The organism is Sedimentitalea sp. XS_ASV28 (assembly GCF_041224545.1).
GTDB lineage: Bacteria > Pseudomonadota > Alphaproteobacteria > Rhodobacterales > Rhodobacteraceae > Sedimentitalea.
Genome location: NZ_JBGFGP010000132.1, coordinates 1 through 20,353, shown reverse-complemented (window position 1 = coordinate 20,353; position 20,353 = coordinate 1). Strand labels below are relative to the sequence as shown.

The following is a 20,353-nucleotide window of genomic DNA, read 5'->3' as shown; positions in this document are numbered from 1 at the left end:
CGAAAAAATCTGCCCTTTCGCATTAGCGCAACTTATGACAGGATTATGGCATGCAAGCCCCGCTACCTCCTCTGGGCTGGCTGCGCACATTCGAGGCCGCGGCGCGCAACCTGTCCTTCACCGGCGCCGCCCGCGACCTGAACATGACCCAGAGCGCGGTGAGCCAGCAGATCAAGTCACTCGAAGCCTATCTGGGCAGGCCGTTGTTTCATCGCCGTCCGCGTGCGCTGGAGTTGACCGAAAGCGGGCTGACCTATCTGCCGGTCGTTCGCGATGCCTTTCGTACTCTGGTGCGGGGCACGCGGGCGATCACCGGGAGCGATCAGGATGTGGTTCAGGTCCAATCCAACCTGACGTTTTCGGTTCACTGGCTTGCGCCGCGGCTGGCCCGGTTCCGCGCCGCGCATCCGGATGTGCAGTTAAACCTGTCCACCGAGCTGTGGGAGCCGCCGGGCATGACCGAAGGGGTCGATGTGGAGATCCGCTTTTCCCTTCGGCCGGCGGATTCAATCCGCGCCGAGTTGCTGCGCAGCGATCACTATTACCCGGTCTGCGCACCGGATTATCCGGTTACCCTGTCCGATCTGGCCATGCAGCCGCTCTATGATTGTTCCAACCTGCTGTGCAACTGGTCGGCCTGGGCCGAGGACCAGAACCTGCCCTGGCCCGATCCGCAGGTGACCTATGCAAATACGTTCACTCTGACTCTGTCGGTCGCGCGTGCGGGTGGAGGGTTGGCGCTGGCCCATGATACCATAGCCAGCGATCTTATCCGGTCGGGGCACCTTGTGGCGCCGTTCGGGCACCGCGCGCAGATGCAGGAAGCCTACTACCTGATCCTGTCACCACAGGCCGAACACTCACCGGGCACCGTTGCCTTTGCATCCTGGTTAAGGGCCGAGATGGCCGCCGATCAGGGGGCCCTGCGAGAGCGCCGGGGATAGCCGTTGTTGCATTGAACGACCTTGCGCGACGCGACCTGCATGGCGGCGTCGCGCCTTGTTCGCGCGGCTCTCGATGCCGTCGCCGGATGACTCAGGTTCGGCGCGGAACGCTTTGGCCCCGCAGCGCCGCGCGCGTCAGCGGACAGGGGGCGCCGCCATAAAAGGTTTCGAGAATCTGGGAAAATTCATCCGGCGCGTCGGGAACCGCGGAAAACAATGTCATGGACGATCGCAGCTTCAGCGCGTCCGTCGGACCAAGGATCGCTTCGGCGGTGCTGTCACGGTGGCGCAGGATGAGGCGCGACACCTCAAGCAGTCGCGCGCGCAGCTTGGGATCGTCCAGATAAGCGCTGGCCTCGGAAAGGTTGTGAATACCGTAGAGCTGGGCCATGTGCGACTGGCCCAGCGATGCGAGTTGCGGGAAGACAAACCACATCCAGTGACTTGTTTTCCTGCCTCGGGTCAGTTCCGAGATCACCGACGCCCACACGGTATCCTGCGCTTCGAGAAACAGGTCGACGTCGGTTTCGGCGGTCATTTGAGGCGACGGTTCCGCATCGCAATCAGGCGCAGGCGCAGGGCATTGAGCTTGATGAAGCCGGCCGCGTCCTTCTGATCGTAAGCACCGGCATCGTCCTCGAAGGTGACGTGTTCCTCGGAATAGAGAGACATGTCCGACCACCGCCCGACCGTGCGCGCGAGCCCTTTGTAGAGCTTCAGGCGAACGGTCCCGGTCACGTGCTCCTGGCTCTTGTCGATCAGGGCCTGCAACATCTCGCGTTCGGGACTGAACCAGAAACCGTTATAGATCAGTTCCGCGTATTGCGGCATGATCTGGTCCTTGAGATGCGCGGCCCCCCGATCCAGCGTGATCTGCTCGATTCCGCGATGGGCTTCGAGCAGGATGGTGCCGCCGGGCGTTTCATAGATGCCGCGCGATTTCATGCCGACAAAACGGCCTTCGACCAGATCGAGACGCCCGATGCCATGCTTGCCGCCAAGCTCGTTCAGGCGGGTCAGGATGGTTGCCGGGCTCATCGCCTCGCCGTTGATGCTGACCGCGTCGCCTTTTTCAAAACCGATCTCGATGAATTCGGGCTCGTTCGGCGCGTCTTCGGGATGGACGGTCCGCTGATATACATAGTCGGGCGCTTCCTCCGCCGGATCCTCGAGCACCTTGCCCTCCGACGATGTGTGCAGCAGATTGGCATCGACCGAGAAGGGCGCTTCGCCGCGCTTGTCCTTGGCGATCGGAATCTGGTGCTTCTCGGCAAAGTCGATCAGCTTGGTGCGGCTGGACAGATCCCATTCACGCCACGGGGCGATGACCGTGATGTCCGGGTTCAGCGCGTAAGCCGCGAGTTCAAAGCGGACCTGATCGTTCCCCTTGCCGGTCGCGCCATGCGCCACGGCATCCGCGCCGGTTTCGGCAGCGATCTCGACAAGGCGCTTGGAAATCAGCGGGCGCGCGATCGAGGTGCCAAGCAGATAGAGCCCTTCATAGAGCGCGTTGGCGCGAAACATGGGAAACACGAAATCGCGGACGAATTCTTCGCGCAGGTCCTCGATATAGATTTCCGACGCGCCCATCATCTCGGCCTTGCTGCGCGCGGGCTCGAGCTCTTCTCCCTGGCCAAGATCGGCGGTAAAAGTCACCACCTCGCAGCCATATTCGGTTTGCAGCCATTTCAGGATGATCGACGTATCCAGACCGCCGGAATAGGCCAGTACGACTTTCTTGGGCGCAGACATTGAGGTTCCTCTCGACTTGGATCGGCAGCGGGTTATCGGTTTTTCGGGCAGGGGGCAAGCTGTGGTTGCGCGTGGCGGCAAGCTGCGGCAGAGAGAGGCATGAACGATTTTCAGAACAAGGCCCGGCTTGCCGAAGAGGCGATGCGCGCGGTATTCCCGCAGACCCCTCTGCAACGCAATGTGCACCTGTCAGACCGCTTTGACGCGGATATCTGGCTCAAGCGCGAGGATCTGAGCCCGGTGCGCTCCTACAAGCTGCGCGGTGCGTTCAACGCCATGCGCAAACTGCCGGATCAAAAGCTGTTCGTATGCGCGAGCGCCGGGAACCATGCGCAGGGTGTCGCGTTCATGTGCATGCACATGGGCGTGCGAGGGGTCATCTTCATGCCGGTGACAACCCCACAACAGAAAATTCAGAAAACCCGCATGTTCGGCGCCGGTCACGTGGATATCCATCTGGTCGGCGATTATTTTGACGTCACTCTGGCCGAGGCGCAGGCCTGGAGCGCGCGCGAGGGCGGGTACTTCCTGTCGCCTTTCGATGATTCCGACGTCATCGAAGGGCAGGCATCGGTTGCTGTCGAGATCGCCGATCAACTGGGCAAGGATCCTGACGTGGTTCTGTTGCCTGTCGGCGGTGGCGGAATGTCATCCGGAGTTGCCACCTATTTCGCGGACAACACGCATTCGATCTTTGTCGAGCCTGCCGGCGGGGCCTGTCTCCGGGCGGCGCTTGCGGCGGGCCATCCGGTGACATTGCCGCATGTCGATACCTTTGTTGACGGTGCGGCGGTCGGTCGGATCGGGGAAAAGACCTTTGATTTGCTGAAAGATGTCCCTCTGTCCGATGTGGTCATTCTCGACGAAGACCGAATCTGTTCGACGATGATCGAAATGCTGAATGTCGAAGGCATCGTTCTCGAGCCTGCCGGGGCGCTGTCGGTCGAGGCTCTGGGCGATGTGCAGTCTCAGATTCGCGGAAAGACGGTAGTCTGCGTCACGTCGGGCGGAAACTTCGATTTCGAACGCCTGCCCGAGGTCAAGGAACGCGCGCTTCGCTATTCCGGGGTCAAGAAATACATGATCCTGCGGCTACCGCAGCGCCCCGGAGCGCTACGCGATTTTCTCGAAATCCTGGGGCCGGATGACGATATTGCCCGTTTCGAATATCTCAAGAAATCGGCGCGGAATTTCGGTTCGGTGCTGATCGGGATCGAAAGCAAGCACCCGGACAGTTTCGTACGACTGTTTGCGCAGCTTGATGAGGCCGGATTCGCGTATCGCGACATCACCAATGATGACACGCTGGCGCAGTTCCTGATCTGACAAGTGCATGGGCATGCGATGGCCCGCTCACGCGGCGAGCCGGACCGGCAGTTCGGCCAGAAATTCGTTCTTCGATCGTTCAAATTCGGCAACGATTTCCGGAATGTCGACCGCGTCGGCCTCGCCCTGTGCAGAAATGCGCTCGCCGTTCTGGCAAAGGCTTGAAAACGAGGCGAATCCGAGGCTCAGCGCGCTGCCCTTGAGGAAATGGAGGTTCTGTTCGAGTTGCGACGGATCCGGCTCCCTGCGCAGCCTGCCGATTACCTCGCCGACCTCTTCGAGAAACAGGTCGACAACCTCGTCGAAATCCTCAGAGCCAACCTCGTCGCACAATTCCCTGACCCGGGACCAGTCAATCATGTTCAATCCATCACTATCTTAAAACACATGTGGCACCATCTTGATTGAATGGAGCATCGATGAACAGGGGTGGGTTGCAGACAATTTTAACCTTCATACGCGATTAAGGTGTTCCGCCGATCATGGCGAAGGTTTTTGACACAATGCGCGGAATCACCATGTCTACTGTCGCTTCGGCGAGCCGGATACAAGTTGCGGGCCTGTCCGACGTCCGATCGATCCGGCAGGTCCTGCTGGTGGATGACAGCCGTCTGCAGCGGCGCATCATAGCCACGTCGCTCAAGAAATGGGGTTTCGAGGTCATCGAGGCCGAGAGCGGTGACGCGGCTATTGAACTATGCCGCAATTTCCGGCCCGATCTGGTGCTCAGCGACTGGATGATGCCCGGCATGACGGGGCTGGAGTTTTGCCGTGCTTTTCGCGAATTGTCAGGTCTCGATTATGCGTATTTCATCCTGCTTACCTCAAAGAGCGAAAAGAACGAGGTGGCTGAGGGGTTGAACGCGGGCGCGGACGACTTTCTGACCAAGCCGGTGAATAACAATGAATTGCGGGCACGTATTTCCGCAGGCGGCCGCATTCTGGAAATGCAGCGCGAATTGTCGGCAAAGAACAGGATTATTACCGACACCCTGGACCAGCTGCGCGTCGCCTATGACACCATCGACAAGGATTTGATCCAGGCCAAGAAAATTCAGCAATCCCTTGTCCCCGAATTCTCGAGAACCTTCGGCGATTCGCGCGTGAGCCTGTTGCTGAAACCCTGCGGTCATATCGGTGGCGATCTCGTGGGGATGTTCTCGGCCAATGAACAAGAGGTTGCATTTTATTCGATCGACGTGTCCGGCCACGGGATCACTTCGGCGATGATGACAGCCAAGCTCGGCGGATTGCTGAGCAGCAGCTATCCAGACCAGAATCTTGGAATGGTAAGGCTCGCCAATGGGCGTTACGTGCTGCGTGAGCCGGCGATCGTCGCAAGCATGTTGAACGAGCGGCTTTTGGCGGATTCCGGGATCGAAGAGTATTTCACCATGGTCTATGCCGTGGCGGATCTTGAAACAGGCAGGTTGCGGATGGTCCAGTCGGGGCATCCGCATCCGCTGCTGCTGCGCGCAAACGGGCGTTCGGAATTCGTTGGCGAGGGCGGTGTGCCAATCGGGCTGTTGCCTGACGTGACCTGCACGCAAGTCGAGATCGATATGGCCCCCGGCGATCGCCTGTTGCTCTATACCGATGGATTTACCGAAAGCCGGCTGGACGATGGCGGGATGCTCGAGGAACAGGGGCTTGTCGATCTGATTCGAAACTGTCCGGTCGGTCGGGCGGGCAAGGAATTTCTTGACGATCTTTTCTGGACACTCACGCAGAAGATGTCTTCCGAGATCGGAATGGAAGACGACGTATCGGCAACGCTGTTTGAATTCAAGGCCTTATGATCTTGCTCGCCAGCAGTGACGCAAAGTGCCGGTCGCCCGTGCTGCCAAGCGAACGCGCCGCCACGAGCGGGGTTGTCCAGAGTGCTTCGTGCAGCGGTTCGGTCGGTGGGCCGATACGCAGTGTCGGTCTTGCGATATAGATGAGACATATCTTTTCCGCCCAAAGGTCGTATTCCGGCATGTAGGTGAACCGTCGATAGGCACCGACGCGGCGCGGACCGCGGATATGCCAGCCGGTTTCCTCGTAGACTTCGCGATGCAGCGCCATGACGGGGGATTCGCCCGGATCCACGCCGCCGCCGGGAAGCTGCAAATCCGGGTGCGGATCGGACTGGCAGGTCACCAACATCCGCCCGTCTCTTGTCAGCAACGCATAGGCTCCGACACGCCGCACATAGCTCCTGTCGCGCTGCGGTGGAGCACCAAAGCGTGGAATCATAGGATTTTACCCTTACATCGCCGGTCATGGCCCTTATATAGCGCCGATATGCCAATCTGCGGCGCGTAAGGAAACCCCATGACCATCGGAACAAAACTCGCGTGGGACGACACGGTTCTGCCTTTTCAACTGGATGCATCGGATATTCGTGGCCGGGTCGCCCGGCTTGACGGTGTGCTCGGCGGCATTCTGGAGCAGCATGACTATCCGCCGCAGGTCGAGGCGCTGGTGGCGGAGATGGCGTTGTTGACCGCGCTGATCGGGCAGACGATCAAGCTGCGCTGGAAGCTGTCGCTGCAGGTGCAATCCAAGGGGGCCGTTCGCATGATCGCGACCGACTATTATGCACCCGATGTCGATGGCGAGCCTGCGAAAATACGCGCCTATGCCAGCTATGATGCGGACCGACTTACGCAAGAAGCGCCCTTTGCGCAGGTCGGCGAAGGCTATTTCGCGATCATGATCGATCAGGGCAAGGGAACGACCCCGTACCAGGGCATTACGCCCCTGACCGGCGAGTCGCTGAGTGCCTGTGCCGAGGCTTATTTCGCACAGTCCGAGCAATTGCCGACGCGGTTCTCGCTGAGCTTTGGGAAATCGTCCGAGCCGGGTGTTGCCGAACATTGGCGGGCCGGTGGGATCATGCTGCAACATATGCCCAAGGCATCTCCTTTCGTGGCGCAAGACGGCGGCAGCGGCGATGTGCTGAGCGCCGCCGATCTGGTGGACGGTGCGGAGGGCGAAAACTGGGGCCGGGTCAATATACTGCTGGATACGGTCGAGGATCTTGAGTTGATCGGGCCTGTGGTGCCACCGACGGATTTGCTGGTGCGGCTGTTTCACGAAGAACAGCCACGGGTTTTCGACGCGCAGGCCATCCGGTTTGGCTGCACCTGCTCGGAAGAGCGCGTGCGCCAGAGCCTGTCGATCTATTCGGCGCAGGATATCGAAAAGATGACGACCGAAGACGGGGTGGTGACGGCGGATTGCCAGTTCTGCAGCGCCCATTACGAACTTGATCCGACAACCGTCGGGTTCGAAGCAAGGGATGCCGATGGCGAATGATGTCGTCTCCCGGCTTCGGGCCGCGTTGGACCGCCCGGGAACATCCTCGTCGGATTTCGATCTGAATCCTGACACGGCACCACCTGCGGATCGTACATTGCGGCCCGCGGGTGTGCTGGTGGCGGTCTCGCTTGCCTATACCGAGCCGCGCGTGATTCTGACCAAGCGATCTTCGGCGCTCAAGCATCACCCCGGACAGATCGCGTTTCCGGGTGGCAAACAGGACGAAACGGACGCCGATGTCACGGCTGCGGCGCTGCGCGAGGCGCGCGAAGAGATCGGCCTGCCGGACGGGCTGGCCGAGGTTCTGGGCCATATGCCCCGGCACGAGACGGTCACATCGTTCCGGGTCACGCCGGTAATCGCCGTCCTGCGTGAGAAGTTCCAGGTGGTGCCGGAACCCGGAGAGGTTGAGGAAGTGTTCTCGGTGCCGCTCGATCACGTGTTGCGTCCGCAGAATTACCTGATCGAGTCGCGGCGCTGGCGCGGACGGCGCAGGTACTACTTTACGGTGCCTTACGGACCCTATTACATCTGGGGAGCCACCGCCCGCATGCTGCGGGCCCTGGCCGACCGGATGCAGGAATGAGCACGATAACCGCCGACTGGATCACCACGCCCCCGACCCGTGCCGTTTGTGACGCGCTGGGAGCAGAGGGGGCACAGGTTCTGTTCGTTGGGGGGTGCGTGCGCAATACGCTGTTGGGCGCGCCGGTCAGCGACATCGACATCGCGACCGATGCGATGCCGGATCAGGTGATCGCGCTGGCCCGGGCTGCGGGTCTCAAGGCCGTCCCGACGGGGATCGAACACGGCACGGTGACGCTGCTGAGCGGTGGTGTGCCGCATGAAGTGACCACATTCCGCAGGGATGTCGGGACCGATGGGCGTCACGCGCAGGTGGTGTTTTCCAACGATGTTGCGGAAGATGCCGCGCGCCGCGATTTCACGATGAACGCGATATATGCGCGGCCCGACGGCACGATTGTCGATCCTCTGGACGGAATGCCCGACCTGGTCGCGCGCCGGGTCAGGTTCATCGGCGAGGCGGCGGACCGGATCCGCGAAGACTACCTGCGTTCGCTGAGATATTTCCGTTTCCATGCGTGGTATGGCGATCCGGACGCGGGGTTCGACCCCGAGGCGCTGGCGGCCATCGCTCGCAATCTGGACGGGTTGGCGCGGCTTTCGCGGGAACGGATCGGTGCCGAGATCCGCAAGCTCTTGTTCGCGCCCGATCCTGCGCCTTCGGTTGCGACGATGCGGGCCACCGGGGCGCTGGCCTGTTTTATCCCGGGCGCGGATGACCAGGCGCTTGCGCCGCTGGTCCATCTCGAGAAAACGGCCCGGCTTCCGGCGAACTGGCTTTGCCGCCTGGCGGTTCTGGGCGGAACGGACCCGGTGGGCGCGTTGCGTCTCAGCCGCGCAGAGGCTGCATCGCTTGGCCGCCTGCGCGATGCTGCCGGCGCGATGACCGGGGCTGCCGAACTGGGGTATCGCCTTGGTGCCGAGGAAGCCTGCAGTGCGTTGTTGATTCGGTGCGCGCTGGTCGGACAACCGTGGAACGACGCCGCGCGCGATGACATAGAACAGGGGGCCAGCGCGCGCTTTCCGGTGCGTGCGAGGGATCTGATGCCGCGCTTTCAGGGGCCGGCTCTGGGCGCGGAGCTGGCACGGCTTGAAACGTTGTGGCTCGAGTCCGGATTCCGCCTCGATCGTGCCGCGCTGCTGGCCGGGTGAGATTTTGGGGTGACAATCCGGACGTCATCGGCTAGTTCAGGGATTGAAACATTCGGAGGGTACGAAATGTATTACGGGATTTGGCACAGCCCAAGCTGATACGCCGCCCCGTCACGGGTGGCCGACAGACGTCACCCCATGCATTTCGTTTTTGCGCTCATCAGGAGCATCCGCCATGTTTCGATTCTTTGAAAATCTCGTTGACCCGTATTGCGACTATACCGAGGTAGACCGTCCGCCGACGCGCATCTGGCCTTTCATGATGTCCTACACCCACCCTTTCAGGACGGTGTTCTGGTGGACCGGGGTGCTGTCCGTCGTGGTCGCGGCAGTGGAAATCTGGCTGATCTATTATATGGGGCGGCTTATTGACCTGCTGACGGGCGAGCCTGCGCAGGTGCTGTCCGAGCATGGCCTCGAACTGGCGCTGGTCGCCTTTTTCATCGTGTTCCTGCGCCCGCTGCTGCACATGGTCGATGTTGCATTGCTCAACAATGCCATTCTGCCGAATTTCGGCACGTTGATCCGATGGCGGGCGCACAAGCATGTCCTGCGCCAGCCCGTCGGCTGGTTCGAAAGTGATTTCGCCGGACGTATCGCCAGCCGTATCGTCCAGACCCCGCCCGCCGCCGGAGAGGTCGTATTCCAGGTGTTCGATGCGATTTCCTATTCGCTGGCCTATATGGTCGGTGCGGCGATCCTGTTGATGGCGGCAGACATCAGGCTGATCATTCCATTGCTGATCTGGTTCATTCTATACGGCGCGCTGACCCGCTGGACCGTGGCCAATGTCGGTCCGGCATCCCAGGCAGCGTCCGACGCGCGTTCGACCGTGACCGGGCGCGTCGTCGACAGCTATACGAATATCCATTCGGTCAAGATGTTCGCGCATCACGACCACGAACTGTCCTATGCGAAAGAGGCGATTGAAAATACGCGGCGGACCTTTCAGGTCGAGATGCGGATTTTCACCATCATGGATCTCGCACTGGTGGTTCTGAACGGATTGCTGATTGTCGGGGTGGTCGGCTGGGCCATCTATCTCTGGGCGATCGGCGAAGCGAGTGTCGGCGTCGTTGCGGCGGCGACCGCGCTGACCCTGCGGCTCAATGCGATGACCGGATGGATCATGTGGGCCCTGACCAGCTTTTTCCGCGAACTGGGCGTGGTGTCCGAGGGCATGCAGACGATTGCCCAGCCGATTGACCTGGTTGATGCCGAGGGCGCCAAGCCGCTGGCGTTGCGCAAGGGCGCAATCGAGATCCGCGACTTGTCACATCACTACGGGCGCGACAGCGGTGGTCTGGACCGGATCAACCTGACGATCAATCCGGGTGAAAAGATCGGCCTGATCGGACGCTCGGGCGCGGGCAAGTCGACCCTGGTCAAGCTGTTGCTGCGGTTCTACGATGCGGAAACCGGGCAGATCCTGATCGATGGGCAGGACATTTCCGCCGTGTCACAGGACAGCCTGCGCCGCAACATCGGCATGGTGCAGCAGGACAGTGCCCTGTTGCATCGTTCGGTCAGGGCGAACATTCTCTACGGTCGGCCCGACGCGACCGAAGAAGAGATGATCGCCGCCGCCAAGCAGGCCGAGGCGCATGATTTCATCCTGGACCTGGTCGATATGGACGGCAATACCGGCTACGATGCGCATGTGGGCGAGCGGGGCGTCAAACTGTCCGGCGGGCAACGGCAACGGGTGACGCTGGCGCGCGTGATTCTCAAGGATGCACCGATCCTGCTTCTGGATGAGGCGACCAGCGCGCTGGACTCGGAGGTCGAAGCGGCGATCCAGGAAACCCTGTACGGCATGATGCAGGGCAAGACCGTGGTTGCCATTGCGCACAGGCTTTCTACCATTGCACAGATGGACCGTATTCTTGTCATGGATCGGGGCCGTATCGTCGAACAGGGGAGCCACGCCGAATTGCTGGATCAACAGGGGCTTTACGCCGAATTCTGGGCGCATCAGTCGGGCGGCTTTCTGAGAACCGCGGCCGCCGAATGAAGCTCGCCGACCTGATCCAGCCGTTCCGGCGCCTTGATACGCCGCCGCCACGCACGCTTGGAGCGTTCACCCGGTGGTGCCTGACGGGCGCCTGGCCGATGCTGTTCGTTGCGGCGGCATTTTCGGGGCTTGCCGGTGCGATGGAGGCGGGAACGGCATGGATGCTGGGCCTTGTCATCGACACGGCGGTATCGGGCGGGCCAGAAGGTGTGTTCGACGGTGAGAATCTCGTGCGAATTCTCGCGGCGGTCGGATTTTTCATGCTGATCCGGCCGATCTTGTTTGGCCTGTCATCGGTGGCGAACAACTATATCGTGATGCCCAATATCACGCCCCTGGTGTTGTCCCGGCTCAATCGCTGGACATTGGGTCAGTCGGTAACCTTCTTTGACGATGATTTTGCCGGACGGATCGCGCAGAAACAGATGCAGACCGCGAACGCGCTGACCTCGATCGTGTCCGAGGTGATCAGCGCGATTGTCTTTGCCGTGGCTTCGATGTTCGGGTCGCTGCTGCTGCTTGGCTCGATACATCCCGCCGTCATGCTGCCCTTTGCCTTGTGGCTGCTGGTCTATTTCCTGCTGATCCGCTGGTATCTGCCCCGGATTCGCGAACGATCCGCCGCACGCGCCGGTGCGCGTGCGATGGTGACAGGGCAGGTGGTCGATACGATCACCAACATCAAGACGGTCAAGCTTTTTGCGCACGCGGCGCACGAGGATGACGCGGCGCGCGGGGCCATGGCGGTGCTGCGGGATCGCGCCCTGGCGTTCGGCAGGCTCTCGGCCAGTTTCCGGTTCTTTCTGATGACCCTTGCCGGGGTTTTGCCCGTGATGCTGATCGGTGCGACACTGCTGCTGTGGCGCGACGGCGTTGCCTCGGCCGGTGATATCGTCGCCGCCGGCGCGATTTCCATCCGCATTGCCCAAATGACCGGTTGGGTCAGCTTTACCCTGATGGGTATATACGCCCATGTGGGCGAGGTGGAAAACGGTATGCAGACCCTGGCGACGCGCAATCGGGTCGAGGATGACGAGGACGCGACCGAACTTGCCGTCGAACAGGGCGAAATCGTGTTTGACGGGGTCGAGTTTGCCTATGGGCGCGATGTGGGTGGCGTGCAGGGCATCGACCTGACGATCCGTCCTGGGGAAAAGCTGGGCATCGTGGGGGCGTCGGGCGCCGGCAAATCGACGCTGGTTTCCCTGTTGTTGCGGCTCTATGACGCCGAAGAGGGGGCGATCCGGATCGATGGTCAGAATATCGCCGCCGTGACACAAGACAGCCTGCGCCAGCAGATCGGCATGGTCACGCAGGAAACGGCGATGTTCAACCGCTCGGCGCGCGACAACATTCTCTATGGTCGGCCCGACGCAACCGAGGATGAGGTCATCGCCGCGGCCAAGTTTGCCGAGGCTGACGAATTCATCGGCGCACTTCAGGATTCACAGGATCGCGCCGGGTACGATGCCTATCTGGGCGAGCGGGGCGTAAAGCTCTCGGGGGGTCAGCGCCAGCGCATCGCGCTGGCCCGCGCGATCCTCAAGGACGCGCCGATCCTGGTGCTCGACGAAGCCACCAGCGCACTGGATTCCGAGGTCGAAGCCTCGATTCAGGACGCGCTGCACCGGGTCATGCAGGGCAAGACCGTTCTGGCAATCGCGCATCGCCTGTCCACCCTGTCGGAGATGGATCGCATCATCGTCATGGAGTCCGGGCGGATCGTCGAAGCGGGCACCCCGTCCGACCTGCCGGCCCAGGGCGGACTCTATGCCCGGTTCTGGAACCGTCAATCCGGGGGATTCATCCATACCGAGGCGGCGGAATAGGGGCTTTCTCACGCGCCTGCGGATATGTATCAGGCGGCATGATCACAGAACATGAAATCCTGCGCCTTGGACATCAGGGTGATGGCATCGCGTCGGGGCCGGTCTATGCTGCGGCGACGCTGCCCGGCGAAACAGTGCGTGGCGTATTGTCCGGATCGCATCTGACAGATATCCGGATCGAGACCCCCTCGCCGGATCGTGTGCAGCCCCCCTGCCGGCACGCCAAATCCTGCGGTGGCTGTCAGTTGCAGCACGCGTCGGACGAGTTCGTCGCACATTGGAAGCAGGACATCGTGGCACTGGCGCTTGAGGGGCAGGGGCTTGTCGCACCGATGCGCACGATCCTTACCTCTCCGGCGCAAACGCGCCGACGTGCGGTTGTGTCGGCCCGTCGTACGAAAAAGGGCGCGATGGCAGGGTTTCATGCGCGTGGATCGGACGTGATTGTCGAGATACCGCATTGCGAATTGGTAGATCCGCGATTGCGCGGTGGATTGCCGCTCGCCGAGGCGCTGGCATCTGCGGGGGCGAGCCGCAAGGGCGAGATCTCGGTGACGCTGACGGTCACGGAAAACGGTCTCGATGTGGCGGTAACCGGCGGCAAGCCGACCGATGGACCGCTCGAAGCCGCGCTTGCGCAGCTGGCGGAGCGCTTCGGCGTTGCGCGGCTGGCCTGGGACGGCGAGGTCATCGCCATGCGGCAACCGCCGGTGCAGCATTTTGGTGCCGCCAGCGTGACTCCACCGCCCGGCGCATTCCTGCAGGCGACACCCGAAGGCGAGGCGGCGCTGTTGGCCGGGGTGCGCGAGATTGTCGGAGACGCGGAGCGCATTGTCGATTTGTTCGCCGGCTGCGGCACGTTCAGCCTGCCTCTGGCGGCGCGGGCCGAGGTGCTCGCGGTCGAAGGAGACGCGGGGATGATCCGCGCCCTGGATCAGGGCTGGCGTCAGGCGCAGGGGTTGAAAAAGGTGACAGCTATCGCGCGTGACCTGTTCCGCAGGCCGCTGGTGCCGCAGGAACTGACCGGGTTCGATGCGGCAGTGCTCGACCCGCCCCGCGCCGGTGCCGAAGCACAGGTGGCGATGCTGGCCGAATCGTCGCTCGACCGGATCGCCTATGTGTCGTGCAATCCGCTGACCTTTGCGCGTGACGCGCGCGTGCTGACCGGGGCCGGCTATCGTCTGGCCTGGGTGCAGGTGGTCGATCAGTTTCGATGGTCTTCGCATATCGAACTGGTCGCGGCATTTTTCCGAACGGCGGTACAGGAATCGGACGTGCGGCCGCATTTATGATTTTGCGTTTTCCGCGGCAGGCGCTATTCGATTGCACGAGGCAGAATGACAAAGAGAGCAGCAGATGAAACGGCGTATTTTCGGGTTGGGAGCCATGGCGACCTTCGCGGTGGCGGGGTGTTCCACCCAGTCAAAGTTCCGGAGCTATAATGGACCCGAGGTGACTTCGGTTGTCGTGAACAAGGGGCAGCGGCGGCTGTACCTGCTGAACAACGAGGAGATCCTCAAGGCTTATGATTTCGATCTCGGTTTTGCGCCGACCGGTCACAAGCAATTCGAGGGCGATGGCAGAACACCCGAAGGCACCTATCTGATCGACCGGCGCAACCCGCGCAGCAAATACCATTTGTCGGTCGGAATTTCCTATCCGAATTCCAAGGATATCGCGAACGCAATCGCGGCGGGCCGCAGCCCCGGCGGCGAGATTTTTATCCACGGCCAGCCCAACAACGAGAAGGTCAAGCGCCGTGACTGGACCGCAGGTTGTATCGCCGTCAAGAATGACGCCATTGAAGAGATTTACGCCATGGTTCGCGACGGTACGCTCATCACCCTGCGACCCTGAGCAGTCGCGCAGCGCAGGGTTGCGCATGACGCTCTGGCGGCCGGTTCGAGACCATCGTTCCGACCTGCCGCTTTTGAAATCGCGGGAACTTGTCTGTGGCTTCCGACTTTGGGAAGGCCGCGACACCCCTCGTCAGCCTCCAGCCGCTATTCGTCGCCTCGACGCATACCGTTCGTCTGAGCGCGGATCACATCATGCATTATAGTATTTCGCGATAAACCTGAATCACCCAATGTTGCCTGAAATCAGAGATTTCAACGCGTTGAGTGATGCCAGATGTTTCAAGTTAATCGCGAAACACTTTAGAACGTCGCCCTGATCCGCAGGCCGACAACGGTGATGGTGTCTTTGCCCGGATATGCAACCGGGTTTCTGATCATCTGCACCGAGGGTGTGATTGCCAGGTTGTCCAGAATCTGGAACCGGTAATAGATTTCGCCGGTAACCTGTTCCTGAAGGACGCTGTTGGATGGATCGCCCCACGCCAGGCCGATGCCTAGAACATCCCGCGCCTTGCTTGCGGTGGTATCGAAATCAAAGCTGACGCCGACCGCGACGTCTTTCTCGAATATGGAGGCCCCGCCCGACGAGATACCGGCCAGCATGAACGGCATGACCCGGTCACCGAACATCAATTTGCTGGCGACAAAGCTGGCGCCGTAGCTTTCCGGAACATTCGCTTCCACACGGGCGTCCTGATGCCACAGTTGCAGTCGTACCTGATCCCATCGTGCGCGTTCGGGCGTGCTGAGATAATAACGCAGTTCGACCGATTTCAGGAACTCTCCCTGATGGATCGTATCGAACGGGTTGCTGGTGGTCTTGGCGTTGGCGTCGTGGATCCCTGCGACCGCGACCAGACGGGGTGTGAACTCGTAGCCGACCCCCAGTCCGAAACCCCGACCGGGGAACGCCCGGGTGTTACTGGCCTGCAGGGCGGTGTTCTGGAATCCGCGCTTGGGCGATGAAAGCGCATGGGCACCATACCAGCCCACGGCGCTGATCTTGCCAAAAACAAACCTGAAACGCCCATTCATCAGCGCCTGCCTCCAGGCGAGTTCGGACAGGTTGGCTTCGCTGTAATCACTGAACCCGGTGCCAACCAGTGTTCCGCTGCCGAACTGATTGCCCAGTTTGGAGGGCGGGATTTCAGTCCCCAGAGTCGAGCGGTTTTCCACCCGAAACGTCAGTTTTCCTATGTTTTTCGTGCCACGCCCGACAAGCTCCCACGAGCCGTTGATTTCCGCACGGCCCGCCGCTGCGGTTGTCTCTCCGGTCTGATTGTTGGAGTGTTGATGGAGCGTCTGAAGGCTGAAATTGAGCTTCAGCCCATATTTGTCGTACCAGCGGCGTTTTGCGTCAAACCATGGCTTCAGGGGTTGCCCGCGTATGGGAAAGGCTGCCCCGGTGTTGATATCATCCTGCTGGATGTCTTCGGTGACACTGTCGCCCCCTTCCAGCGAGTGGGATGACCCATATCCGGATTTCGACTGGCCGTTAACCGCGGTTGCGCCATTCATCAAAAGCGCCGCTCCCACAAGGAGAGCGGGCAAGCGCCGTGAGCGTGGCGTGGGTTCGTCGATATTCTTCATTTACCGTCCACACTGAAACGCGTGTAGTACTGGTGCATATCGTCGCCGACCATGTTGACGGGGTGATCCATCGTTCCCTCTACGACGAGGTCTTCGGTCGGAGTGACGGTTTCGAAACGCCATCCGTCCGCCAGCGAAAGCTGTTCCGCAAGGTTCGCCGGGTCACCGTCGCGGACCTCTTCTCCGTAGGCGTTCATGACATAGGTATTCCCCTCGGGATCGACCAGTTGATAATAGGGCTTGCCAGCCTCGAAGGTCATGGTTTGCAGCTTGGCGCTGACATAGGGCGCATAGGGATCAGAACCCTTCCCCGATCCCAACGCACTGAGGGGTAAGGTCGCCGCGTATCGCGCGTCGATGCCACCAAAGGTCTTGGTTTCACCGAGGCCGAGCACCTGTTCATCCATCGCCCAGAAGTGCGGTCCGTTGAGTTGCGCCTTGTCGGCGTTGTGCGCTGTTGCGATCGCCGCAATATCCAGCGCCGCCCACTTGTCTGCCGGACATCCGTTCGAGGCCGAGGTATTGTAGATCATGACCCTGTCATCGAAGATCAACAGAAATTCACAATACCGCATCGAACGAATATCGGACAGGGCGATCTCGTCCACATCGTTTTCCTGAGCCACCGCCACCATAACGATGGCTGTGAAACTGAACCCAACCACCAAGAGGCGCGGCCACGATGATTTCAGTTCCATTTACATTTCCTCTCTTGCGCTGAGACCCATGGCGGGTCTTCAGCTCAATTCTGTTTGATGGCGGCATTCTGTGAATGCGCCAGGTCACTCATTGCGGCCGTTTGGGCATAGGTTGCAGGACGGTGAAACCTTTCTCGTCCATGTAATAGAACCTGCCGCCGAAACCGGGGCTGAGCAGAGTGTTGAAGTTCATCGGTTCGAGGAAGTCGGACTCGGCCAGAAGCTTGCCGGTGCGCGCATCCAGCCAGATGGCCTGCATCTTGTAGGTTGGCGCTGACGTTTGCGAAAGGGCTTCGATCGTTGCGTTCGGGTCGGCTTGGGCCGTTCCCAGAACACGCTTGTCCGCCGGACCGTAGAGCGCCTGCAATGCCGAGGTCGCACTGTCCCGCGTCCAGACCACCGTCATGTCACCGGTTTCCTGATCCAGTTCGACCGCGCCGATCTTCTTCATCAGCAAATCTGCCGAAAACACCATGCTGTTTTCGACATCCACAGCCGCTTTGGGGGGCGCCCAGCTCACTCCTGTCGGCAGGTCTGTTCCGAAAGGATAGACACGGGTGATACGGCTTGCGTCGCTCTGATGGATTGAGACCAGGGATGAGGCGGCCGTTTTCGTCGGCAGGCCATTGACCTGTACGACAACCCAGTCTCCCAGTATTCCGGGCGCATCGCCGGCGGTCTGGCCCGGGTCGAGGTAACTCGCGGCGACCCAATCCGCATCGCGTGTCAGGGTTTGCGCTTCGGGGTTCCAGACGAAGCGATAGAGGCTGGCGATGGTTGCAACATAAACGACAATTTTTCCGTCATGTGTCGTGATGGTGTGCGGTGTTACCGCATTTTCGGGGACACTGGCGCTTGCGATGATATCGAATGTCTCCGGATCAATCACATGAAGAGTGGAGCCGGGCGAGGCCGCTGCCCCGCCGGGGCATTGAAAGGCGGCCAACGTGCCCTGGATGTTGCAGGGGGTCGCCCGCGTCTGGTTTTTGACCACCAACATTCCGTCAGGCGAAATCGTCAGATGTTTGAAGTTGCTGCCTTCGGGGGGCGCATCTGCGGGCAGGTCGATGTGCATCAGGATACGCCCGGTATCGCCGTCGATCTTGACCAGATGATTGCCAAAGGCGATCGGGATGTTCCCGTCCGGCAGGATATTCAGGTTTGCAGCTCCGACCCACGCCCCCGAAACATTACCGTTTTCCAGAACCGTACGCCAGATTTCCGTGCCCGTCGTGGCATCGACCTTGGCGACCCATGGTCCTGGTGGCACGACACCCTGCGCAGGAGGATTGTTGCCCCCGGTCAAATATAACTCGCCCGGACGGCGATTGTTCATGAACAGAACGCCTTGGTATTCGCCGTCGCCCCGCCATGCGTAGACGTCATTTTGCCCGTCCCAATTGCCCAGAAAGCTCGCACAGGGATAGGCTTGGCTCCGCGTGCTGTCGGCCACTTCGGCACCGTTGAGTGATTGGAAATATCCCGGCGTATCCTGCTCTTGCGCGCACTCCCATTCCTTCATGATCTGACCCAGATCTCCAGGCATCGGCCCGTTCGCTTGGACAGACGTATTCTCGGCCACGGCACCGGTGCCAATGATCATTGTCGTGGTGACGGCAGATAGCAGTTTTCGCATTGGTTCCCTCTCTCGAAATCGCTGCGATCTGTAGCGTAACGTGGGTCATTTTCAAGACCGTAAGGGTTGTAAACGGTCTTGTTTTGACTTCGCGCGCCAAAAAGACGTGAACGGTCTCAGTCGTCCGAAGCCAGTGCCGTAGGCGTCCGTCCGGTCAGCCTTCGAACAGCGCGGGACAAAGCCGATTGAGCCGAATATCCCAACCGTTCGGAAAGGTCGGACAGCGAGACCGACTCACTGCTCAGATACGCCAGCGCGAGGTTTCGGCGCACCAGATCGAGTTGTTCAGAATAGCTCGTGTTTTCGTCTCTCAATCGTCGTTGCAAGCTGCGCACACTGCTGCCATAGGCCCGCGCGATGCGCTCGATCGTGGGCTCTCCGCCGTGCAGCATTGCGGCAATCACAGGTTGAACGGATGCGGCGAGGCTGCAGTCTGTTGTCAGCGGCGGAATCCGCCGGGCATGGAAGTTGGCCGCGCGGTCGCGGGCGACGGTCGGGAACGGGATCCGGGCAATGGTCGGGTCAATACTGACCACGAGCTTGCGCCTGGCCGACGGATACACACCGTCCGAAAACTCGATGGAGACATGTGAAAGTCCGCAATCGGGATGCGGCAATATGCGTGCCCTTCTGAAAAGCGGTGGCTGCAACCCGGTGAATTTCAGCACCTGTTGCAGCATCGAAAGCAACAGAACCTGCACGACGTGCACGCTTTCGTCGTCGACCCGGCATGAAAACGCGTGTGTGACGTTTACTTCGTCAGCCTCAACCTTGATGTCAAAGAGTTCGTGGCTGGAATGCAGGGGCATCGCGGTGCTGAGTCTTTGCAAGGCTTCCAGCGGACTGCGCGCCCCGAGCGCGACCGAGCCGATGAAACCAAGTTCCGCGACGCTGGCTTGCGTGACGATACTGTTGCCAATTCCGGGGCCGTGATCCCGTGACAGCGCGCGCAGCAGAGCGATCCCGCTTCTCAGGGGAATGGGATCTGTCGGCGCCAACGCAAACCAATAGTCAAGATCGGCTTCGGCAAGGTAGACTTCGGAACTCAGGCGGTTGGCTTCGATCCAGCGCACCAATGGCACCACGTTGGCCGCTCTTATGAGGGGTATCGTCTTGGTCAAAGGCTATCCATCATCAGAGTCGTTCGGCGGTGACATATTGCAATAATCGCACTGTTTGGCCAAGTTCGCGTTTCCGGGAACGGGCAGGCCACATGAATTTCTTCGCCCCCGGAATTTGAAGCGTTGAGTCGGCCAGAACATGACGGTTGTAGAGAGTGTAGAGAGAGTGGGATATCACGACAACGCGCGGCGCGCCTGGTCAGGTAGCGGCGTCGGCACCGATACGCTCGAATTGCGTCGGACCCTGCCGAACTGCCGCATCAGCAAGCCTTGTACAAGGACCCAGTGCTGAATGGTTCCCATAGTTTCCGCGCCGGGCCTATCGCATTTCGCGTTAAACCTGTATCACCTAGGCCGTGTTGACAAAAGGGATTCACAATGCACCGTAGGCGTGATTCAAGCTAGGCCGTGTTGACAAAAGGTGTTAACAGGGCGGGCTGAACGTGATTCAAACTGGTATCTGCAATGGAGACCAGCTTGGCACGAGACCTGATGTCGGACGAAGAGTGGGCGTTTCATGAACGCTTCATCCTGGCCGCCC

Annotated in this window: 18 protein-coding genes; 10 read left to right on the top strand and 8 right to left on the bottom strand. The window is 60.6% G+C overall.

All coding sequences use genetic code 11. The annotated features are described in order from the left end of the window. Window positions 1-50 precede the first annotated feature (50 nt). Entirely contained in the window at window positions 51-944 is an 894-nt protein-coding gene (locus AB9K34_RS11830) for a LysR substrate-binding domain-containing protein (protein ID WP_369954633.1), read from the top strand. A gap of 91 nt (window positions 945-1,035) precedes the next feature. Here AB9K34_RS11830 and AB9K34_RS11825 read toward each other — a convergent pair whose 3' ends face one another. Together AB9K34_RS11825 and AB9K34_RS11820 are read right to left on the bottom strand one after the other, a co-directional pair. Continuing rightward, complete coding sequence (locus AB9K34_RS11825; protein ID WP_369954632.1) at window positions 1,036-1,482, bottom strand: DUF1810 domain-containing protein; 447 nt, start codon at window positions 1,480-1,482, stop codon at window positions 1,036-1,038. Then, window positions 1,479-2,696, bottom strand: coding sequence for an argininosuccinate synthase (locus tag AB9K34_RS11820; protein WP_369954631.1), 1,218 nt, complete (start codon window positions 2,694-2,696; stop codon window positions 1,479-1,481). The genes AB9K34_RS11825 and AB9K34_RS11820 overlap by 4 nt, the downstream gene beginning before the upstream one ends. Before the next feature lie 99 nt (window positions 2,697-2,795). On the opposite strand from AB9K34_RS11820, the gene ilvA reads away from it, so the two are divergent. Further along, a complete protein-coding gene (gene ilvA, locus AB9K34_RS11815; RefSeq protein ID WP_369954629.1) occupies window positions 2,796-4,022 on the top strand; it encodes a threonine ammonia-lyase IlvA in 1,227 nt (408 codons plus the stop codon). Between the two features lie 27 nt (window positions 4,023-4,049). On the opposite strand, the gene AB9K34_RS11810 is transcribed toward ilvA, so the two are convergent. Further along, window positions 4,050-4,382, bottom strand: coding sequence for an Hpt domain-containing protein (locus AB9K34_RS11810; protein ID WP_369954628.1), 333 nt, complete (start codon window positions 4,380-4,382; stop codon window positions 4,050-4,052). Between the two features lie 158 nt (window positions 4,383-4,540). Here AB9K34_RS11810 and AB9K34_RS11805 point away from each other — a divergent pair, with 158 nt between their 5' ends. Next, a complete protein-coding gene (locus AB9K34_RS11805) occupies window positions 4,541-5,821 on the top strand; it encodes a PP2C family protein-serine/threonine phosphatase (RefSeq protein ID WP_369954627.1) in 1,281 nt (426 codons plus the stop codon). Here the strand turns inward: AB9K34_RS11805 and AB9K34_RS11800 are convergent. Continuing rightward, complete coding sequence (locus AB9K34_RS11800; protein ID WP_369954626.1) at window positions 5,808-6,260, bottom strand: NUDIX domain-containing protein; 453 nt, start codon at window positions 6,258-6,260, stop codon at window positions 5,808-5,810. The genes AB9K34_RS11805 and AB9K34_RS11800 overlap by 14 nt on opposite strands. A 78-nt stretch (window positions 6,261-6,338) precedes the next feature. Here AB9K34_RS11800 and AB9K34_RS11795 point away from each other — a divergent pair, with 78 nt between their 5' ends. The 7 genes from AB9K34_RS11795 to AB9K34_RS11765 all read left to right on the top strand — a co-directional run bounded on the left by AB9K34_RS11795 (window position 6,339) and on the right by AB9K34_RS11765 (window position 14,765). Continuing rightward, a complete protein-coding gene (locus tag AB9K34_RS11795; RefSeq protein ID WP_369954625.1) occupies window positions 6,339-7,325 on the top strand; it encodes an Hsp33 family molecular chaperone HslO in 987 nt (328 codons plus the stop codon). Next, window positions 7,315-7,914, top strand: coding sequence for a CoA pyrophosphatase (locus tag AB9K34_RS11790; protein WP_369954624.1), 600 nt, complete (start codon window positions 7,315-7,317; stop codon window positions 7,912-7,914). Before AB9K34_RS11795 ends, AB9K34_RS11790 begins: the two co-directional genes overlap by 11 nt. After that, entirely contained in the window at window positions 7,911-9,065 is a 1,155-nt protein-coding gene (locus tag AB9K34_RS11785; protein WP_369954623.1) for a CCA tRNA nucleotidyltransferase, read from the top strand. Before AB9K34_RS11790 ends, AB9K34_RS11785 begins: the two co-directional genes overlap by 4 nt. Before the next feature lie 175 nt (window positions 9,066-9,240). After that, window positions 9,241-11,079 carry an ABC transporter ATP-binding protein gene (locus AB9K34_RS11780; RefSeq protein ID WP_369954622.1) on the top strand — a complete coding sequence of 613 codons (1,839 nt, stop codon included), beginning with the start codon at window positions 9,241-9,243 and terminating at the stop codon, window positions 11,077-11,079. Next, window positions 11,076-12,908, top strand: coding sequence for an ABC transporter ATP-binding protein (locus AB9K34_RS11775; protein WP_369954621.1), 1,833 nt, complete (start codon window positions 11,076-11,078; stop codon window positions 12,906-12,908). The genes AB9K34_RS11780 and AB9K34_RS11775 overlap by 4 nt, the downstream gene beginning before the upstream one ends. Before the next feature lie 38 nt (window positions 12,909-12,946). After that, window positions 12,947-14,200: a class I SAM-dependent RNA methyltransferase gene (locus AB9K34_RS11770; protein ID WP_369954620.1), complete on the top strand. Its 1,254-nt coding sequence runs from the start codon at window positions 12,947-12,949 to the stop codon at window positions 14,198-14,200. A gap of 64 nt (window positions 14,201-14,264) precedes the next feature. Beyond that, entirely contained in the window at window positions 14,265-14,765 is a 501-nt protein-coding gene (locus AB9K34_RS11765; protein ID WP_369954619.1) for a murein L,D-transpeptidase family protein, read from the top strand. Window positions 14,766-15,067: 302 nt separating this feature from the next. On the opposite strand, the gene AB9K34_RS11760 is transcribed toward AB9K34_RS11765, so the two are convergent. From AB9K34_RS11760 to AB9K34_RS11745, 4 genes are all read right to left on the bottom strand, one after another. Then, window positions 15,068-16,357, bottom strand: coding sequence for a carbohydrate porin (locus AB9K34_RS11760; RefSeq protein ID WP_369954618.1), 1,290 nt, complete (start codon window positions 16,355-16,357; stop codon window positions 15,068-15,070). Continuing rightward, window positions 16,354-17,055 (bottom strand): hypothetical protein, encoded by a 702-nt coding sequence (locus AB9K34_RS11755; protein WP_369954617.1) that lies wholly within the window; start codon window positions 17,053-17,055, stop codon window positions 16,354-16,356. The genes AB9K34_RS11760 and AB9K34_RS11755 overlap by 4 nt, the downstream gene beginning before the upstream one ends. Before the next feature lie 88 nt (window positions 17,056-17,143). Further along, on the bottom strand, window positions 17,144-18,691 hold the full coding sequence (locus tag AB9K34_RS11750) for a hypothetical protein (RefSeq protein WP_369954616.1): 1,548 nt from the start codon (window positions 18,689-18,691) through the stop codon (window positions 17,144-17,146). Window positions 18,692-18,807: 116 nt separating this feature from the next. Continuing rightward, on the bottom strand, window positions 18,808-19,812 hold the full coding sequence (locus AB9K34_RS11745) for a helix-turn-helix transcriptional regulator (protein WP_369954615.1): 1,005 nt from the start codon (window positions 19,810-19,812) through the stop codon (window positions 18,808-18,810). Window positions 19,813-20,353 lie beyond the last annotated feature (541 nt).